The sequence below is a fragment of the Burkholderia sp. 9777_1386 genome (assembly GCF_015712265.1).
GTDB lineage: Bacteria > Pseudomonadota > Gammaproteobacteria > Burkholderiales > Burkholderiaceae > Burkholderia > Burkholderia cenocepacia.
In genome coordinates this window covers 1-17572 of the sequence record NZ_JACCQB010000025.1, presented here as the reverse complement: position 1 = coordinate 17572, position 17572 = coordinate 1, and the positions used below count along the sequence as shown (strand labels likewise).

General features: G+C 67.6%; 17 protein-coding genes and 1 pseudogene. 8 read left to right on the top strand and 10 right to left on the bottom strand.

Annotation, left to right across the window (positions count from 1 at the left end; all coding sequences use genetic code 11):
• Positions 1-33 precede the first annotated feature (33 nt).
• Positions 34-431: pseudogene (locus tag H0X91_RS19350) on the bottom strand (PIN domain-containing protein); the annotation flags it as partial.
• Entirely contained in the window at positions 428-667 is a 240-nt protein-coding gene (locus H0X91_RS19345) for a FitA-like ribbon-helix-helix domain-containing protein (RefSeq protein ID WP_077189303.1), read from the bottom strand. The gene H0X91_RS19345 and the pseudogene H0X91_RS19350, both read right to left, overlap by 4 nt.
• A gap of 296 nt (positions 668-963) precedes the next feature.
• On the opposite strand from H0X91_RS19345, the gene H0X91_RS19340 reads away from it, so the two are divergent.
• The 7 genes from H0X91_RS19340 to H0X91_RS19310 all read left to right on the top strand — a co-directional run bounded on the left by H0X91_RS19340 (position 964) and on the right by H0X91_RS19310 (position 6421).
• A complete protein-coding gene (locus H0X91_RS19340) occupies positions 964-3207 on the top strand; it encodes a TonB-dependent receptor (RefSeq protein WP_196433243.1) in 2244 nt (747 codons plus the stop codon).
• A 3-nt stretch (positions 3208-3210) separates the two neighbouring features.
• Positions 3211-3966, top strand: a complete 756-nt coding sequence (locus H0X91_RS19335) for a tetratricopeptide repeat protein (protein WP_034202130.1) — start codon at positions 3211-3213, stop codon at positions 3964-3966.
• Positions 3963-4646, top strand: a complete 684-nt coding sequence (locus H0X91_RS19330; RefSeq protein WP_034202129.1) for a Fe2+-dependent dioxygenase — start codon at positions 3963-3965, stop codon at positions 4644-4646. The genes H0X91_RS19335 and H0X91_RS19330 overlap by 4 nt, the downstream gene beginning before the upstream one ends.
• Positions 4647-4714: 68 nt before the next feature.
• Positions 4715-4954 (top strand): type II toxin-antitoxin system Phd/YefM family antitoxin, encoded by a 240-nt coding sequence (locus tag H0X91_RS19325; protein ID WP_077021235.1) that lies wholly within the window; start codon positions 4715-4717, stop codon positions 4952-4954.
• Between the two features lie 104 nt (positions 4955-5058).
• Positions 5059-5421, top strand: a complete 363-nt coding sequence (locus tag H0X91_RS19320; RefSeq protein ID WP_306172373.1) for a M15 family metallopeptidase — start codon at positions 5059-5061, stop codon at positions 5419-5421.
• Positions 5422-5523: 102 nt separating this feature from the next.
• Positions 5524-6108 carry a nucleotidyltransferase family protein gene (locus tag H0X91_RS19315; protein WP_006496173.1) on the top strand — a complete coding sequence of 195 codons (585 nt, stop codon included), beginning with the start codon at positions 5524-5526 and terminating at the stop codon, positions 6106-6108.
• Positions 6109-6280: 172 nt separating this feature from the next.
• Positions 6281-6421, top strand: a complete 141-nt coding sequence (locus tag H0X91_RS19310) for a hypothetical protein (protein WP_162838543.1) — start codon at positions 6281-6283, stop codon at positions 6419-6421.
• 50 nt (positions 6422-6471) lie between these two features.
• Here the strand turns inward: H0X91_RS19310 and H0X91_RS19305 are convergent, their stop codons facing one another.
• The 8 genes from H0X91_RS19305 to panE form a co-directional block, all read right to left on the bottom strand.
• Positions 6472-7230, bottom strand: coding sequence for an SDR family oxidoreductase (locus H0X91_RS19305; protein ID WP_006496171.1), 759 nt, complete (start codon positions 7228-7230; stop codon positions 6472-6474).
• Entirely contained in the window at positions 7227-8774 is a 1548-nt protein-coding gene (locus H0X91_RS19300; protein WP_196433242.1) for an FGGY-family carbohydrate kinase, read from the bottom strand. Before H0X91_RS19300 ends, H0X91_RS19305 begins: the two co-directional genes overlap by 4 nt.
• A 29-nt stretch (positions 8775-8803) precedes the next feature.
• Positions 8804-9892 (bottom strand): erythritol/L-threitol dehydrogenase, encoded by a 1089-nt coding sequence (locus H0X91_RS19295; protein ID WP_006496169.1) that lies wholly within the window; start codon positions 9890-9892, stop codon positions 8804-8806.
• Positions 9893-9938: 46 nt separating this feature from the next.
• On the bottom strand, positions 9939-10946 hold the full coding sequence (locus tag H0X91_RS19290) for an ABC transporter permease (RefSeq protein ID WP_084751609.1): 1008 nt from the start codon (positions 10944-10946) through the stop codon (positions 9939-9941).
• Complete coding sequence (locus H0X91_RS19285; RefSeq protein WP_375667164.1) at positions 10933-12597, bottom strand: sugar ABC transporter ATP-binding protein; 1665 nt, start codon at positions 12595-12597, stop codon at positions 10933-10935. The genes H0X91_RS19290 and H0X91_RS19285 overlap by 14 nt, the downstream gene beginning before the upstream one ends.
• Positions 12516-13457 (bottom strand): substrate-binding domain-containing protein, encoded by a 942-nt coding sequence (locus H0X91_RS19280; RefSeq protein WP_006485848.1) that lies wholly within the window; start codon positions 13455-13457, stop codon positions 12516-12518. Before H0X91_RS19280 ends, H0X91_RS19285 begins: the two co-directional genes overlap by 82 nt.
• Before the next feature lie 120 nt (positions 13458-13577).
• On the bottom strand, positions 13578-14537 hold the full coding sequence (locus H0X91_RS19275) for an AraC family transcriptional regulator (protein WP_006485849.1): 960 nt from the start codon (positions 14535-14537) through the stop codon (positions 13578-13580).
• A 238-nt stretch (positions 14538-14775) separates the two neighbouring features.
• On the bottom strand, positions 14776-15723 hold the full coding sequence (gene panE, locus H0X91_RS19270; RefSeq protein WP_062884849.1) for a 2-dehydropantoate 2-reductase: 948 nt from the start codon (positions 15721-15723) through the stop codon (positions 14776-14778).
• Between the two features lie 249 nt (positions 15724-15972).
• Between panE and H0X91_RS19265 the strand changes: the two genes are divergently transcribed.
• Positions 15973-17526, top strand: coding sequence for a methyl-accepting chemotaxis protein (locus H0X91_RS19265; protein WP_062884850.1), 1554 nt, complete (start codon positions 15973-15975; stop codon positions 17524-17526).
• Positions 17527-17572 lie beyond the last annotated feature (46 nt).

Sequence of the window (17572 nt, the reverse complement as noted above, 5' to 3'; positions counted from 1 at the left end):
CACGCCAAAAGAACCGGCGATCGCGAACCGGACGGCCCACGGATCGATGACGCGCGGCCCGAACGCCTGGAACGGCGCGACGTCGCGTGTGGCCACGATCGAGCCGTTTGCGATGTAGCCATCGGTGACCGCGATCGCATTGCCCGCAGCACGCGTCCGCGCGCAAAAGCTCGCGTACGCCCTGCTCGCCGCGTCGTCGAACGGCAGGATCCGACCGCGAAACAGCGGCAGCACACGCTGCCCGATACTCTGCTGCAGCCAATCCCGCCTGCGCCCTCCGGCAATGCAGCCACGCCGGACCGCAATTCCGCGAGACCGATCGCCGCGAGATACAGCGTCTCGACGTTCTGCGCATCGAGCCACTCGATCACCGCCGCGTTCGGCTCACGCCGCAGCGGTTCGGGCATGACGTTCGTATCGACAGGGATCATTCAAAGCTCATCGGACCGGTTGGCATCTCGTCGCACAGCACGCCGATATCGACATCGCCCGCTTCCCGCCCGATTTCCGCGAGCAGCGTTCCGAGCTCGAGCCGCCCGCCCGGCAGAACGGCCTGCTCCAGGATGTCGCGCACCTCCGCTTCCGTACTGCGCCCGTGTCGGGCCGCGCGGATCCGAAGCGCGCGGCGCACTTCATCGGGCAAATTTCGAACGGTGATCACCGGCATGACGCGCCCCTACTATCACTTTGCTGTCATGGCGAGCGTCGCGACACAGCCAATCCAATCCGACCTGCCGGTCCGTCATATCCGGCCATTCGGCCATGCTTGCGCCTCCTGGGCCGCCTCGCGACCACCCCGTCACATTCGTCAACAATTCCCCCACAAACGCGAACAAGAACGCTTCTCATTTAATGGGAAATTACATAGAATGCCGCCTGAAAACAAATCGTAATAATTCCCGCCGGCGTGCACATTTCCGCAGCGCACTGCCCCGGGGCCACACCGCGAGGTCGAAGCGCACCATGAAGTCCCGTCCCGACGAGCTGAAGCTCGGCAAGTTCACCACCCTCTGCAGCGTGCTCGCCGCCAGCCCCGCGTTCGCCGACGGCACGCCGCCCGCGGCGCCCGCCAGCACCGAAGGCCATCTCGCGCCGATCGAGATCCAGGGCAAGACCGAGCACAGCTACAAGGCCGACTTTTCCGCTTCCGCGAAATTCACCGCGCCGCTCGTCGACACGCCGAAATCCGTCACCGTGATCCCGCAGGAACTGATCCAGAGCAGCGGCGCGGCGACGCTGACCGAAGCGCTGCGCACCGTGCCCGGCATCACGTTCGGCGCCGGCGAAGGCGGCAACCCGCTCGGCGACCGTCCGTTCATCCGCGGCTACGACACGCAGGGCAGCATGTTCGTCGACGGCATGCGCGACACCGGCGCCACCACGCGCGAGATATTCAACACCGAGCGCGTCGAGATCACCAAGGGTTCCGACGGCGCGTACGGCGGCCGCGGCGGCGCCGGCGGCAGCATCAACCTGATCACGAAGGCCCCGCATCTCGGCACGACGGCCGCCGCGAGCGCGGGCCTCGGCACCGACCGCTATCGCCGCTTCACCGCCGACGGCAACTGGCAGTTCGCCGATCACGCCGCGTTCCGCCTGAACCTGATGAGCCACAACAACGACGTCGCCAGTCGCGACGCCGTCAACAACGAGCGCTGGGGCGTCGCGCCGTCGATCGCATTCGGCCTCGGCACGTCGACGCGCGTGACCGCGAGCTACTACCACCTGCAAACGGACGACATGCCCGACGGCGGCATCCCGTACTTCTACACGACGTCGAACAAACCCGCGAACGTCGACACGATCTATCCGGCGCCCGTCGATCGCCACAACTTCTACGGCCTGATCGACCGCGACTTCCGCAAGACCACGTCGGACATCAGCACGATCAAGATCGAGCACGACATCACGCCCAACCTCACGGTGCGCAACACCACGCGCTACACGGAATCGACGCAGGACTACATCTGGACGCAGCCGGACGACAGCCAGGGCAACGTGGTGAACGGCAAGGTCTGGCGCCGCAACAACAACCGCAACAGCTCGATCAACAGCCTCGCGAACCTGACCGAGCTGTTCGGCGAATTCCGCACGGGCCCGTTCAAGCACAGCTTCACGACCGGCATCGAACTGTCGCGCGAATGGGGCAAGCGCGATTCGTACACGGTCGCGACCGACAAGGGCACGATCTGCCAGAAAGGCATCGGCGCGCCGTCGGGCTACAACTGCACGAGCCTGTGGTCGCCGAACCCGAACGATCCGTGGGCCGGCTCGATCACGCGCAACAACGACTACGCGCATGCGCGCACCACGACGAAGTCGATCTACGGCTTCGACACGATCGAGATCACGCCGCGCTGGCAGGTCAACGCCGGCGTGCGCGTCGACGACTACTCGACCCGCTTCACCGACACCAAGGCGAATGGCGGCAAGACGTACACGCGCGACGACACGCTCTTCAACTGGCAGGCAGGCCTCGTGTTCAAGCCCGCGCAGAACGGCAGCATCTATGCGTCGTATGCGACGTCGTCGACGCCTGCCGGCATGCTGCTCGGCGAAGGCAGCGAAACGCAGTCGCTCACGCCGGGCCGCGGCGGCGTCGGCCCGAACGCCGATCAGCTTTCGCCGGAAAAGAACCGCAGCATCGAACTCGGCACGAAGTGGAACGTGCTGAACGACAAGCTGTCGCTGACGGCCGCGCTGTTCCAGATCGACACGACGAACGCACGCGTGACGCTGCCGAACAACCAGTACGCGATGGTCGGCAACAAACGCGTGCAGGGTCTCGAGCTCGGCCTCGCCGGCCAGATCACGAAGCAGTGGCAGGTGTTCGGCGGCTACACGTACATGAAGAGCGAACTGCGCGACAACGGCAAGGACACCGCGAACAACGGCAACCGCTTCCCGAATACGCCGAAGCACAGCCTCACGATGTGGTCGAACTACGACGTCACGCCGAAATTCACGGTCGGCGGCGGCGCGTTCTACATGTCGGAAGTGTTCGGCGATCCCGCGAACCTGCGCGCCGTACCGTCGTACTGGCGCTTCGACGCGATGGCGCAGTACCGGATCAACAAGAAGCTCGACCTGCAACTGAACGTGAACAACCTGTTCAACCGCACCTACTTCGATCAGGCGTATCCGGCGCACTATGCGTCGATCGCGCCGGGCCGCTCGGCGTTCGTCACGCTGAACGCGCGCTACTGATCGATGGAGGCCGTATCGCTGAAGGCGCTCGCGTCGGTATCGCCGCGCGAGTTCGCCGACATCCTGGCCGGGCCGCCGGAGCGCGCCGCCGCGTGGGTCGCGGCGGCGGCCGAGCACGGCATCGTCGATGCGCAGGCCGTCTACGGGCAATACCTGCTCGACGGGCACGGCGTCGCACGCGATCCGGCCGCCGCGTTCAACTGGTTCCGGCACGCGGCGCGAGCCGGCCACCCGATGGCGATGAACATGCTCGGACGCTGCTACGAGTTCGGCTGGGGCACGGCCGCCTGCGCGCCGGTCGCCGTGTACTGGTACCGGCTGGCCGCGCAGGCGGGCCTCGACTGGGGCATGTACAACTACGCGACCGCACTCGCCCTCGGCAACGGCGTCGACGAGAACCGCACCGACGCGCTCGACTGGTTCCGCCGCGCGGCCGCGCTCGGCCATGCGAAATCGATCAACCTGATCGGCGGTTTCTACGAGGACGGATGGGTCGTCGCGGTCGACACCGACGCCGCGTTCGACCACTATCGCCGCGCGGCCGTCGCCGGCGACTTCCGCGGCCAGTTCAACTATGCGCGGCTGCTCGCCGAACGCGGGCGCGTCGACGAGGCGCTCGTCTGGCTCGCGCGGGTGCCGGCCACCGCGCCCCCCGCGTTCATCGCGAAAATGCGCGCGTATCTCGTGTCGTCGCCGCTCGATGCTTTTCGTTCGGCGGCCATGCAACTCGCGCCGCACGCAATGGAATCCGCATCATGATGCTTCACATCCCCGGCGTACTGACCCAAGCGCAAGTCGCGCAATGCCGCGAACTGCTCGATGCCGCCGAATGGGTCGACGGCAACGCAACGTCCGGCGCGCAGTCGGCGCTCGCGAAACGCAACCGGCAATTGCCGGAAGGCTCGCCGGTCGCCCGCACCGTTGGCGACGCGATCCAGGATGCGCTCGCGCGCCATCCGCTGTTCTTTTCGGCGGCGCTGCCGCTCAAGGTGTTTCCGCCGCTGTTCAATCGTTATGAAGGCGGCGAAACGTTCGGCACGCACGTCGACAACGCGATCCGGCTGCTGCGCGGCACGGATTTCCGCGTGCGCAGCGATCTGTCGGCGACGCTGTTCCTCGAGGAACCCGATGCGTACGACGGCGGCGAGCTGTGCGTCGAGGACACGTATGGCGTGCATCGCGCGAAGCTGCCCGCCGGCGATCTCGTGCTGTATCCGGCGTCGAGCCTGCATCACGTGACGCCGGTCACGCGCGGCGAGCGCGTGGCGTCGTTCTTCTGGATCCAAAGCATGGTGCGCGACGACGGCGATCGCACGCTGCTGTTTCAGCTCGATACGCAGATTCAGGCGCTTTCCGCGGAAAAAGGGGCGAAGGACCCGGTGGTCATTTCGCTCACCGGGATTTATCACAACCTGTTGAGGAAGTGGGCGGATGCGTAGCATGAGTCGGTCGCGCCGCGTCGAAAGACGGGTCCAAAACGACCTCGTCAAATGACCCTGCTCATATCGTGATGCCGCACACTCCCGTATCGAAATCCGAATTCAAGGCGCGCGCACTCGAATACTTCCGGCTCGTCGAAGTGTCGGGCAAAGGATTGATCGTCACCGACCACGGCAAACCGACGTTCGAGATTCGGCCGTATCGCTCGCGCGAAGCTCAGCCGTTGGGCATATTGCGCGGTTCGGTCATGCGCTACGACAATCCTCTCGATCCGATTGCGAAAGAGGATTGGGAGACGTCGCGGTGATCGTGCTGGATACGCATGCATCGGTGTGGTGGGCAGTACGCGACTCGGCGCTCAGCTGACACCCGCGACGAAAAAATCCGCGCGTACGCGCACATCATGACGCTCTGGTAAGCGTCGCCGGCCCCGCCGGCCGAACCGAGGCGCATCTTCCACCAGACTCTGGCATATCGGCGATTCGTCTGACCAAAACGACCGCAGCCGCCGAACTCGACATCGGCTGCATACTCGATGCCACCGACCACGAATCATCCGGCGCCTGCTACACACATAACCCGTTCATCAGCCGCCCGGCCGCACGAAACCGCCAGCTCCTGATCGACGCACTGACCCGCGCCGGCCTCACGAATTACCCGTCCGAATGGTGGCATTGGTCATACGGCGACCGCTATTGGGCCGTCATGCAGAACGAATCGCACGCAATTTACGGTCCTGTCGACGAAAGCCTGCTCGACGAAACGTCGCGATGACGGTTTTCCCGATCCGACACGCGTGACTCGGTAACATCCTCACTTGCCGATCCCCGCGGGCTCCCGCACAATCGCAGCACCTGTCTCCCTCCCCCCGCGCCGATGTCCTATGCGTCACTCGCCACCGGCGTCCTGCTCGCCGGCGGCCTTGGTCAACGCTTCGACCCGAGCGGCCTGCACAGCAAGCTGCTCGCCCGGCTTCCCGACGGCACGCCGGTGGCGGTCGCCGCCGCGCGCCGTCTCGCGGCCGCCACCGCCGACGTGATCGCCGTCGTGCGTCCCGGCGCCGAAAAGCTTGCGATTCTGCTGAATGAAGCCGGCTGTCAGGTCGTCTATGCCCCCGATGCGTTGCGCGGGATGGGCGCCAGCCTCGCGGCCGGCGTCCGCACCACGCCCGATTCGAACGGCTGGCTCGTCGCGCTCGGCGACATGCCGTGGATCGCCGCTTCCACCTACGAAACCGTCACCCGCGCGCTCGAAGCCGACAACGCGTCGATCGTCGCGCCCGCGCATCGCGGCGTGCGCGGCCATCCGGTCGGCTTCGCCGCGCACCATTTCGATGCGCTCGCCGCCCTCGACGGCGACACGGGCGCCCGTGCACTGTTCGCCAGCGCGCCGGTGACCCTGCTCGATGTCGACGATCCCGGCATCCTGCGCGACGTCGATACGCCGGCGGACTTGCGCTGACTTCGATGGTGCGGTTCTGCACGATCCCGCACGAACACCGTCAATGGACGAATTTCGCCGACGATCGTCCACCCGTCGCAAGAATCGCGCTGCAAACACGCGCCCGATTGGCTATAACGGAGACGAGGCGCATCCGCCGCGCCACCGCCGTCACGCACCGCGCGAGTTCTCCATGAGCGATCACACGACCCCGACGCCCGAGCCACCGGCCGACCCGAACCGCGATCCGGAAGACGATCCGTTCGCGTCGCCGCCCGGTCATCACGACAATCCGCAGCAACCGGACGGGCCGCCGAGCAAGGACCCGGTCTAGCCGCGCGCCGGCCGCGCCGCGACTTCAGTCCGCGACTTCCGTGACGCGATCTAGCGCGCCGTATACCCGCCGTCGATCGGCAACGACACGCCGCTGATCATCGACGCCGCATCGCTCAGCAAAAACAGGATCGGTTCGACGACCTCCTCCGGCTCCGCGAACCGGCCGAGCGGAATCGCGGCCAGCATCGGCGCCCGCTTTTCCGGTTCGCTCCACGCGAACTGCGCCATCGGCGTGAGCGTGACGGTGGGGTTCACGCTGTTCACACGAATGCCGTGCGGCCCGAGTTCGATGCACAGCACGCGCGTGATCGCGTCCATCGCCGCCTTCGACGCGCAATAGCTCAGATGCGCGGGCAGCCCGACGAGCGCGGCCTGGCTCGACACGTTGACGATGCTGCCCCGTGCGTGCGCCGCGCCGCGTCCGTCGCGCTCGATCATCCTGCGCGCCACGGCCCGCGCGACGAGCGCCGCGCCGCGCGCATTGACGGCCATCACACGATCGAACTGCGCGGCGCCGACCTCGAGCGCCGGTTCGAGCGACGCGATCCCCGCGCAATTGACGAGGCCGTCGAACGCCTCGTACGCGGCGAGTGCGGCATCGATCGATTGCTCGTCACCGCCGACGTCCAGGCGCAACGTATCGCACGCAATCTCGCCGGCGAGCGTGTCGAGCGCGACCATGTCGCGCCCCGCCGCGACAACGCGCGCGCCCGCTTGCGCCAGCGCGACCGCGCAGGCGCGGCCGATTCCGCTCGACGCGCCCGTGACGAGCACCGTTGCCCCGCTGAAATCGAATCGTGTGTTCATGATGAGGTGCCCAGCCTGTGCATGATCGGCTTGAGTGCCGGATACAACGCCGTATAGAGCGAAAAACGCGCGTCGTACGTGTTCGCACGCTCGGCATCGGGCCGTGCGCGCTCGACGAGCGTGACCCAGCCGCCCTGCGCGTCATCGTCCGACACGAGCCCTGCGCCGACGCCCGCAAGCAGCGCGGCGCCCATCGCGGCTTCGACGTCCTGCTCGATCGTCCACACCGGAAAACCCGTCACGTCCGCGATGATCTGCATCCACAGCGCCGAATGCGCGGCGCCGCCGACGACGATCAACCGATCGTCCAGCGCCGCCGCGCCCCGGCGGCCGGCCTCGATGTTGTGACGCAACGCGAACGCGACGCCTTCGAGCACCGCTCGATAAAGATGCGCACGCGTGTGCGTGAGACTCAGCCCGACGAACGCGCCGCTCGCCTTCGCATCCCATACCGGGCTGCGCTCGCCCATCAGATACGGCAGGAACAGCACGCCGTCGGCGCCGGCCGGCACACGCTCGGCCGCCTCCTCGAGCAGCACGTGCGGATCGCCGTGCGGCAGCAGGCGCGCCGCGTCGGTTTCCGCGTGGCAGAACTGGTCGCGAAACCACGCGACGGATGCGCCGGCCGCGATCGCACCGCCGAACACGTACAGGTCGCGCTGCCCGTTGAACACGTGCGGCATGCTGACGAGGCCGTGCCGCGCATCGACGTGCCGGTTCACGTAGCCCCAGCACATGCTGGTGCCGATCATCGCGACGTGCTGCCCGGTGCGCGTCGCGCCGGCGGCGAAGGTCGCCACCGCCGCATCGACGCCGCCCGCGACGACCGGCGTGCCGGCCGGCAGCCCGAGTTGCGCGGTCCATTGCGACAGCAGGCCGCCGACGACGTCCGTCGAATCGACCAGCCGCTCGGGCATCATCGTCGCCGGAATGCCGAGCATGTCGAGCGCGTCGTCGGACCACTCGCGGCGCGCGACGTCGTACACGCCGCCGATATTGCCGGCCGAACTGTGATCGACCGCGACTTCACCGGTCAGCAGATAGATCACATACGCGTTCGGCGGCAGGAAATAGCGCACGTTCGCCCACACGTCCGGCCGCTGGTCGCGCAGCCACAGCATCTTGGTGAAGCCGTAGTAGCTGTCGACGCCGTTGCCGGTGATCACGCGCAGCCGCTCGACGTTCACGTGTTCGTCGACCCAGTCGACTTGCGCGGTCGCGCGCCGGTCCATCCAGATCAGGCACGGATGCAGCGGCCGCATGTCGCTGTCGACCGGGATGCCCGAGCCGCCGTACAGGCTGCTCACGCACACCGCCCGGATCGCGTCGGCCGGCACGCCCTGCGCGCGCGCGTCGCTCACGCAGCCGCCGATGCAGTCGAGCACCGCGTCGAACCACACCTGCGGCCACTGCTCGGCCCACAGCGGGCGCGGCGTATCGGGCTGGTAGCCGGCCGAGCGCCGCGCGACGATCGTGCCGTGCCGGTCGACCAGCAGCGCCTTGGTGCTCTGCGTGCCGATGTCGACGCCTATGACGTATTCCATGATGTCTCCGGTGAGGCGCACGCCGGCCGTCAGCGGGCCGGCTTCAGCAGCACCTTGATCGATTCGGGCGATTTCGCGACGCGGATCGCGTCGTCCCAGTCCTCGAGCGCGAAACCGTGCGTGACGATGCCTTTTGACGTGACGAGCCCGCGCGCGAGCAGGTCGATCGCGACCGGATAGCAGTATGGCCCGAGGTGCGCGCCGCGTACGTCGAGCTCCTTGCGGTCGCCGATGATCGACCAGTCGACGGTCGCATCCTCGCCGAACACGCTGAACTCGACGAAGCGGCCGAGCTTGCGGATCAGGTCGAGCCCCTGGTTCACGCCGACCGGCGCGCCGGTCGTCTCGATGTACACGTCGCAGCCATAGCCGTCGGTGAGCGCGCGGACGATCTCGCGCGCGTCGTCGCGCTTCGGGTTGATCGTCACGTCGGCGCCATACTGCCGCGCGAGCTCGAGCCGTTCGTCGATCAGGTCGATCACGACGAGCTTCTTCGGCGTCTTCAGGTGCGCGACCTGCGTCATCATCAGCCCGAGCGGGCCCGCGCCCGCGATCACGACGACGTCGTCGAGCTGCACGTCGCCGCGGTTCACCGTATGGATCGCGCACGACAGCGGCTCGATGATCGCGGCATCCTCGAGCGATACGCCGAGCGGAATCCTGTGGACGATCGCGGTCGGCGGAATGCGCATGTACTCGGCCATCCCGCCGTCGGCCACCTCGCGCTGAAAGCCGAAGATGTTGTGCACTTCGCACATCCAGTACTGGCCCGACTTGCAGTAGCGGCACTTGCCGCACGGCACGATCTGCTCGGCGATCACGCGGTCGCCCAGCGCGACGCCGAAATGCTCGGCCGCGCCGTCGCCGAGCGCTTCGACGTAGCCGAAGAATTCATGGCCGGGAATCACCGGCGCCTTCACCCACGGGCTGGGGCCGCCCCAGAACATCTTGGCGCCGGTGTAGCACTTGCAGTCGCTCGCGCAGATCCCGCACGCGGCGATGCGGATCACGAGCTCGTTCGCGCCGGGATTCGGCTTCGCGACCTGTTCGACGCGATAGTCCTCGGGGCCGTGGCAGACGACCGCGGTCATGCGCGGCTGGGCTTCGGGTGTCGTCATGAGTTGTCTCTTTCCTGAGTGATTCGGATAACCGATGATTTTTTCATTACCGCGACCGTTCGCGGCTGATGTAGATCGCGAGCAGGATGATTCCGCCCTTGATCACGTTCTGCACATACGGGTTCACGCCGATCATGTTGAGCCCGTTGTTGAGCACGCCGAGCAGCAGCGCGCCGACCAGCGTGCCGAGGATCGCGCCGCGCCCGCCGGAGATCGACGTGCCGCCCATCACGACCGCCGCGATCGCGTCGAGCTCGAAACCCACCCCCGCGTTCGGCTGCCCGCTCATCAGGCGCCCGGTCAGCACGATCGCGGCGAGCGCCGACGTGACGCCGGCCAGCGTGTAGACGATCAGTTTCACGCGCGCGACCCGCACGCCGGTGAGCCGCGTCGCCTGCTCGTTACCGCCGATCGCGTACACGTAGCGACCGAACGGCATCCGGTCGAGCAGCAGCCACGCGATCGCATAGACCACCAGCATGATCAGCACCGGCGCCTGGATGCCGAGCACCTTGCCGCTGCCGAAGAACGCGACCCAGTCGGGCAGCCCGTCGATCGGATAGCCGCCCGTGTAGATCAGCGCGAGGCCGCGCGCGATGCCCATCGTCGCGAGCGTGACGATGATCGGCGGCATTCCCGCGAACGCGACGAACACGCCGTTCAGGAAGCCGAAGCCGAGGCCGACCGCGATGCCGATCGCCAGCGCGGCGACCGCGTTGACGCCCGCGACCATCAGCCCGGCCGCGAGCGTGCCCGACAGCGCCATCACCGAGCCGACCGACAGGTCGATCCCGCCCGTCAGGATCACGCAGGTCATGCCGACCGCGATGATCGCGTTGATCGACATCTGGCGCAGCACGTTCTCGAGGTTCGCGGCGGACAGGAAGCTCGGGCTCGCGATCATCATCGCGATGCACACGACGATCAGGCCGACGAGCGGATAGAACAGCGTCGAGCGGCGCAGCTGCGCCCACATCGCGCGCGGCGGCGGCGCGTCGCCGGCGGTGGCCGCGAGCGTCGTGGAGGGCGTGGAAGAAGATTCAGGCAGGTTCATGGGTCGCTCCTCGCGTGCCGGCCGTGGCATAGGTCATGACCGTGTCGGGATCGATCTCGTCGCCGGCGAGCGTCGCCTCGATGCGGCCCTGCCGGAACACGGCGACGCGATCGCACATGCCGACGATTTCCGGCAACTCGGACGAGATCATGATGATGGCGTAGCCGCGCGCGGTGAGTTCGCGCATCAGCCCGTAGATTTCGGCTTTCGCGCCGACGTCGATGCCGCGCGTCGGCTCGTCGAAGATCAGCACCGACGTGTGATGGTTCAGCCAGCGCGCGATCACGACCTTCTGCTGGTTGCCGCCGGACAGCGTCGCGACCTCGGTGTGGATCGACGGCGCCTTCACGCCGACGCGCCGCATCACGTCGTGCGTGGTGCGCGCCTCGCCGCGCCGGTCGATCAGCCAGCGCATCGACCGGTACTTGCCGAGGTTGTTCAGCGAGATGTTGTCGCGAATCGAGAACGACGTGACGAGCCCTTCCGTCTTGCGGCTTTCCGGCAGGATGCCGATGCCCGCGCGCAGCGCGTCGGCCGGATCGGCGAGCTTCGCCGCCGCGCCGCGTACGCGCAACTCCTTGCGATGCGCACGCGTCGCGCCGATCACCGCGAGCGCGGTTTCCGTGCGGCCCGAGCCGACCAGGCCGGCAAAGCCGAGGATCTCGCCGGCCCGCAGCGCGAAGCGGTTCACCGGGCCGTCGCGCTCGATCTGCAGCGCGTCGACCTCGAGCACGGCCGGCGCGTCGGCCGGCAGCGCAGGTTTCGGCGGAAAGCTGCTTTCGATCCGGCGGCCGACCATCATCCGCACCAGTTGCTCGACGTCGGTGCGCGCGACCTCGGTCGTCGCGACGTACTGGCCGTCACGCAGCACCGTGATGCGGTCGCACACCGCGAAGATCTCGTCGAGGTGATGCGAGATGAAGATCATCGCGACGCCCTGCCGCTTCAGCTCGCGCATGATCGCGAACAGGTGTTCGGCCTCGGCCGGCGTCAGCGTGGCGGTCGGTTCGTCGAGGATCAGGATGCGCGCGTCGAGCGACAGCGCCTTGCCGATCTCGACGAACTGCTGCTGCGCGACCGACAGCGTGCGGATCGGCGCGTCGAGATCGATCGCCACGCCCAGGCGCGCGAAGATGGCCGCGGCCGCCGCGCGCATCCGCTTGCGGTCGCGCGCGCCCCAGCGGTTGCGCAGCTCGCGGCCGAGGAACAGGTTGTCGACGGCATCGAGGTGCGGAATCAGGCTGAATTCCTGGAATACGATGCCGACGCCGGCCGCGACCGCGTCGTGATAGTCCGCGAAATGGCGCGCGGCGCCGTCGATCTCGATCGTGCCGGCATCCGGCTGGTGGATGCCGCACAGGATCTTCATCAGCGTCGACTTGCCCGCGCCGTTCTCGCCGAGCAGCGCATGGATCTCGCCGCGCGCGATCTGCAGATCGATGTCGGACAGCGCCTTCACGCCGGGAAAGCTTTTCGTGATGTGGCTGAGCCTGAGTATCGTGTCCATCGGCTTCTCCGTGCGAAGGGCGTCGGCCGCGCCGCCGCCCTTCGCGTCGCGTCGCACGTCGTTCACCAGCTGAAACCCTTCGCGTTGCCGCGATCGACGACCTTCACGTCGACGGGAATCGCCTTCGGCACCGTCGCGCCCCACTTGCGCGCAATCGCGATGCCGAGCGCGATGCGCACCTGGTCGGCCGGAAACTGCGCGGTCGTCTCGATGAACTTCGAGTTCGGCTTCTGGATCGCGGCGATCGCCTCGGGCGCGCCGTCGACGCTCGTCAGCTTGATGTCCTTGCCGGAACCCTCGATCGCGGCGAGCGCGCCCATCGAGCCGCCGTCGTTCACGCTGAAGAGGCCCTTCAGGTTCGGATGCGCGGAGATCATGTTCTCGGTGACCGACAGCGCGGTCGCGCGCTCCTGCTTGCCGTTCTGCGTGTCGACGAGCTTCACGTTCGGAAATTTCGCGAGCCCGGCCTTGCAGCCGCGCACGCGCTCGAGAATCGGCACGACCGGAATGCCGTCGAGGATCGCGACCTCGCCGCTGCCGCCGATCGCCTTCGCGAGGTATTCGCACGACATCACGCCCGCGTCGTAATTCTTCGAGCCGACGAACGAATCGACCGGGCCGTTCGCGTTCGCATCGACCGCCACGACGACCGCGCCGGCCTTCTTCGCCTGCGTGATCGCCGACTGGATGCCGGTCGAATCGGTCGGGTTCACGAGCAGGATGTCGATCTTCTTCTGCAGCATGTCCTCGACGTCGCTCACCTGCTTGCTGACGTCGTGATGCGCGTCGGTGACGACGACCTGCGCGCCGATCGATGCGGCCGCGTCGTTCAGCGCCTTCTGCATCGTCACGAAATACGGGTTGTTCAGTTCCTGGAACGTCATGCCGATCCGCAGCGGCGCGGCATGCGCGGCGGCGGGCAACAGGGCCGCGACGGCGAGCGCGGCAACGGCCGCCAGGCGGGCGGCGCGACGGGGGGATGAAGCGGGCGATGCGTGCGTCATGACGGTGTCTCCTGAATTGTGTGCAGCTTTTTCGTGGGTGAATGCGCCCCTCGCGACGTGAACGGCGCGATCGGCGGGGTGAAACGGTTAGGAAAACTCAGGCGGGCAACGGCCCGGCGATCATCCGGGCTGCGGCACGAGCTCCGGGGCGCCGGGCGTCAGCACGCGCGGCGGCAGCGGATTGCCGGTCGGCGCCGCATGCAGCGCCAGCTCGCGGCTGCGCGCGTTCAGGCGCTGCAGCGCGCGGAATTCGGACGGCGCCATCCCCTTCACCGCGCGGAACTGGCGGTTGAAGTTCGACACGTTGTTGAAGCCGGCCTGGAAGCAGATATCGGTGATGCTCGCGTCGTCGGCGAGCAGCATCTGGCACGCGGATTCGATCCGCAGACGATTCACGTACTGGACGAACGGCATGCCGGTGTGGCGATGGAACGCGCGCGAGAACGCGCTGACGCTCTGCCCGGTCAGTTGCGCGAGATCGGATTCGCGCAGCTCGGACGCGAGGTTCTTGCCGATATACGACAGCGCATGACTGAGCCGCGTCGGCGTGACATCGGCCTGGTCGTACGCGGGGCTCGCGAGCAGCGTGCGTTCGGCCGCGCCGCACAGCCGTTCGAGGATCGTCATGAACAGCGCGATGCGGCGCATCCCGCGCGCGGTCAGCAACGCATCGAACAGCGGGGCGATCGCGGCGCTCGTCGCCGCGTCGAAGCCGACCCCGCGCCGCGCATCGTCGAGCAGCGCCTGCGCGTCGCGGCATTCGGGGAACGCGTCCATGCAGCGGCGCACGAACGACGGATCGAACTGGATCACGAGATTGCGGCGCTCGACGGTTTCGCCTTCGGCCATGTCGCTGACCCAGTTGTGCGGCAGGTTCGGACCGAGCAGCACGAGATGGCCGGGGCCGAACGAGCCGATGTGATCGCCGACGAAATACTTGCCGTGCGTCGCGACGATCAGGTGCAGCTCGAATTCGGGATGGAAATGCCAGCGGATCGTGCGATACGGATAGCCATGCGACCAGACCTTGAACGACTCGTCGCGTCGCACTTCGACCACTTCGAGATCGGGGTGCATCATGTTGGCGTCTCCATTCCCATGGTTCGCTGGCCGGCCTGTTCGGCGGTGCGCGCATCGCCGCGTGTCTCGCGCGGCGATGCGACCGGTCGCATGGGAAGCAATGTAGGTCGATCGAGCGCGCGGCTCCACCAACTTTACGCCTGATTTCCGATACTTTTTTGCGCAATCCGGCCATAAACGGTGCCAGACGGCAAATTTGTTGCAGCGCGGAACGGCGCGGACGGCCGCCCGCGCCGGCTTACGCCGCCGCGTGCTCGCGCGCCGTGCGCACCTCGTACGTCTTCAGGTGGTTGTACGCGATCCGCAGCAGCGACAGCGTATCGGCCGACTGCGGGTCGCGCCGCGCGAGCAGGTCGCCGATCACGTGATCGGCTTCGACGCGCGCGTGGTTCTCGACGTCGCGCAGCATCGACGCGGTCAGCGGCGACGGCGTCAGCACCATCCGCTGCATCCGCTCGCTGGCCGCCGCGTCGGGCCGGTGGCCGTTGTATTCGGCGATCGCGCTGCATTCCGCGAGCATCGTTTCGAGCAGGCGGCGGCCGTCCGGCGCGGCGAGAATGTCGCCGATCGACCCGCGAAACAGCGACGTGCTCGCGGCGAGCGTCGCGAGGAACACCCACTTCTCCCACATCCGCGCGGCGATGTCGTCGCTGAGCGTGGCATCGAAGCCCGCGCCGCCGAGCACGTCGGCCACCGCGCGTACGCGCGGCGATTCGCCGCCGGCCAGCTCGCCGAACGACACGCCGTGCGTGTCGTTCAGGTGCACGATGCGCTGCTCGCGATCGAGCGTCGCCGCGATCACGCACAACCCGCCGAGCACCTGCGCGGCGCCGAAGCGCTCGCGCAGCACGTCGAGGTGGCGCATCCCGTTGAGCATCGGCAGGATCAGCGTCTGCGGCCCGACGAACGGCGCGAACGACGCAATCGCGTCGTCGAGGCTGTACGCCTTGCAGCTCAGCAGCACGAGGTCGAACGGCGCGACGCCCGCGCCCGCGTCGCCCGCGCGCACGGTCTGCACGTTCGCAAGCGTCAGGTCGCCGCGCGGGCTGCGGATCAGCAAGCCATCGCGGGCGAGCGCCGCGGCGCGGCCGTCGCGCACCAGGAACGTCACGTCGCGCCCCGCCGCGGCCAGCCGGCCGCCGAAGTATCCGCCGACCGCGCCGGCCCCTACCACCAGAATCCGCATCGTTGCCTCCTTTCGGTTTGGTTCGGCGTCGCGCCGCCGCCCGTGCGGGCGCGGCGCGCACGCCATCGCCCGACAGTATAGCGGCCGCTGTTATGCATATGCATAGATGCCCGCGCTTGCGTCCTGGGCATGCGGAAATGGCCGCCTCTAAGGGATTTCCCGTCTACGGCGACACGCATGGCGCGCCGTCAAGAGACTTATCCCGTCACGCCGACCCGGCGAGCTTCCACGACTGACCGACCTCCTACCATGCGCACTCTCTCCCTGAATCAGAAACTCGCCTCGATGATCGTCATCCTGTGGCTCGGCCTGCTCGTGATCGCCGGGCTGGGCGCATGGCAGACCCGTACCTCGATGATCGCGGATCGCCGCGATCAGCTCGCGTCGCTGGTCGCGCAGGCCGCGAGCGTGACCGATCACTACTACAAGCTGTCGCAGCAGAACGCGCTGCCGGAAGCCGAAGCGAAACAGAAGGCGCTCGAGGCGATCGCCGCGATGCGCTACGGTGCAGACGGCTATATCTCGATCAACGATTCGAAGCCGGTGATCGTGATGCATCCGATCAAGTCCGATCTCAACGGCAAGGACGTGTCGAATTTCACCGATCCGAACGGCCAGCACCTGTTCGTCGAGATCGTGAAGGCCGGCAACGCGGAAGGCGGCAAGGGTTTCGTCGAATATCTGTGGCCGAAGCCTGGCGCGGACAAGCCGCAGGACAAGACCAGCGCCGTGCAACGCTTCGCGCCGTGGGACTGGTATCTCGTGACCGGCATGTACATGAACGACGTGCGCTCGGCGGTGCTCGCGAGCGTCGGCCGCTGGCTGGCGATGACGGCCGTGCTCGGTGCAATCGCGACCGCCGTGATGGTGCTGGTGCTGAAAAGCGTGCGCGCGAACCTCGGCGGCGAGCTCGAAGTGGCGCTCGACGCCGCGCAGCGCATCGCGCAGGGCGACCTGACCGCGCGCGTGACCGTGAAGCACGACGATCGCGGCAGCCTGCTGCACGCGCTGCACACGATGCAAGGCGGGCTGATCGACATGGTGTCGCGTGTCCGGATGGGCACCGAGAACATCAACGTGGGCGCGAGCGAGATCGCCTCCGGCAACACGGACCTGTCGCAGCGCACCGAGGAACAGGCGGCCGCGCTCGTGCAGACCGCGTCGAGCATGGACGAGATGACCGCGAACGTGAAGCAGAACGCGGACAGCGCCGCGCAGGCCGCGTCGCTCGCCGGCCAGGCCGCGCAGGTCGCGACGCGCGGCAGCGAAGTGGTCGACGACGTCGTGCGCACGATGAACGAGATCACCGACCGCTCGCACAAGATCGGCGACATCATCGGCGTGATCGACGGGATCGCGTTCCAGACCAACATCCTCGCGCTGAACGCGGCCGTGGAAGCGGCCCGCGCGGGCGAACAGGGCCGCGGCTTCGCGGTGGTCGCGGCCGAAGTGCGATCGCTCGCGCAACGCTCGGCGACGGCGGCCAAGGAGATCAAGTCGCTGATCGTGTCGTCGAACGAGACGGTCCAGCACGGCGCGACACTCGTCACGCATGCAGGCGAGACGATGGCCGAGATCGTGCAGTCGGTGCGGCGCGTGAACGAGATCCTCGACGAAATCAGCCACGCATCCCGCGAACAGAGCGCCGGGATCGAGCAGGTCAACCGCGCGGTGGGCGAGATGGACCAGGTCACGCAACAGAACGCGGCGCTCGTCGAACAGGCCGCGGCAGCCGCGCATTCGCTGCGCGATCAGGCCGAGGCGCTGCGCGACGCGGTGACGCGGTTCGCGTTGCCGGCCTGACGGCGCCCCGCCCGGGCCCCTCACGCCGCGCTGCCCGCCCGCAGCG

What these genes read in the sequence shown, in the direction of transcription:
- H0X91_RS19310 (WP_162838543.1), top strand. Translation starts at nt 6,281, where the DNA reads ATGAGCGATCACACGACCCCGACGCCCGAGCCACCGGCCGACCCGAAC.
- panE (WP_062884849.1), bottom strand. Translation starts at nt 15,723, where the DNA reads ATGCGGATTCTGGTGGTAGGGGCCGGCGCGGTCGGCGGATACTTCGGC.
- H0X91_RS19345 (WP_077189303.1), bottom strand. Translation starts at nt 667, where the DNA reads ATGCCGGTGATCACCGTTCGAAATTTGCCCGATGAAGTGCGCCGCGCG.
- H0X91_RS19275 (WP_006485849.1), bottom strand. Translation starts at nt 14,537, where the DNA reads ATGATGCACCCCGATCTCGAAGTGGTCGAAGTGCGACGCGACGAGTCG.
- H0X91_RS19280 (WP_006485848.1), bottom strand. Translation starts at nt 13,457, where the DNA reads ATGACGCACGCATCGCCCGCTTCATCCCCCCGTCGCGCCGCCCGCCTG.
- H0X91_RS19340 (WP_196433243.1), top strand. Translation starts at nt 964, where the DNA reads ATGAAGTCCCGTCCCGACGAGCTGAAGCTCGGCAAGTTCACCACCCTC.
- H0X91_RS19330 (WP_034202129.1), top strand. Translation starts at nt 3,963, where the DNA reads ATGATGCTTCACATCCCCGGCGTACTGACCCAAGCGCAAGTCGCGCAA.
- H0X91_RS19295 (WP_006496169.1), bottom strand. Translation starts at nt 9,892, where the DNA reads ATGACGACACCCGAAGCCCAGCCGCGCATGACCGCGGTCGTCTGCCAC.
- H0X91_RS19265 (WP_062884850.1), top strand. Translation starts at nt 15,973, where the DNA reads ATGCGCACTCTCTCCCTGAATCAGAAACTCGCCTCGATGATCGTCATC.
- H0X91_RS19315 (WP_006496173.1), top strand. Translation starts at nt 5,524, where the DNA reads ATGTCCTATGCGTCACTCGCCACCGGCGTCCTGCTCGCCGGCGGCCTT.
- H0X91_RS19305 (WP_006496171.1), bottom strand. Translation starts at nt 7,230, where the DNA reads ATGAACACACGATTCGATTTCAGCGGGGCAACGGTGCTCGTCACGGGC.
- H0X91_RS19335 (WP_034202130.1), top strand. Translation starts at nt 3,211, where the DNA reads ATGGAGGCCGTATCGCTGAAGGCGCTCGCGTCGGTATCGCCGCGCGAG.
- H0X91_RS19290 (WP_084751609.1), bottom strand. Translation starts at nt 10,946, where the DNA reads ATGAACCTGCCTGAATCTTCTTCCACGCCCTCCACGACGCTCGCGGCC.
- H0X91_RS19300 (WP_196433242.1), bottom strand. Translation starts at nt 8,774, where the DNA reads ATGGAATACGTCATAGGCGTCGACATCGGCACGCAGAGCACCAAGGCG.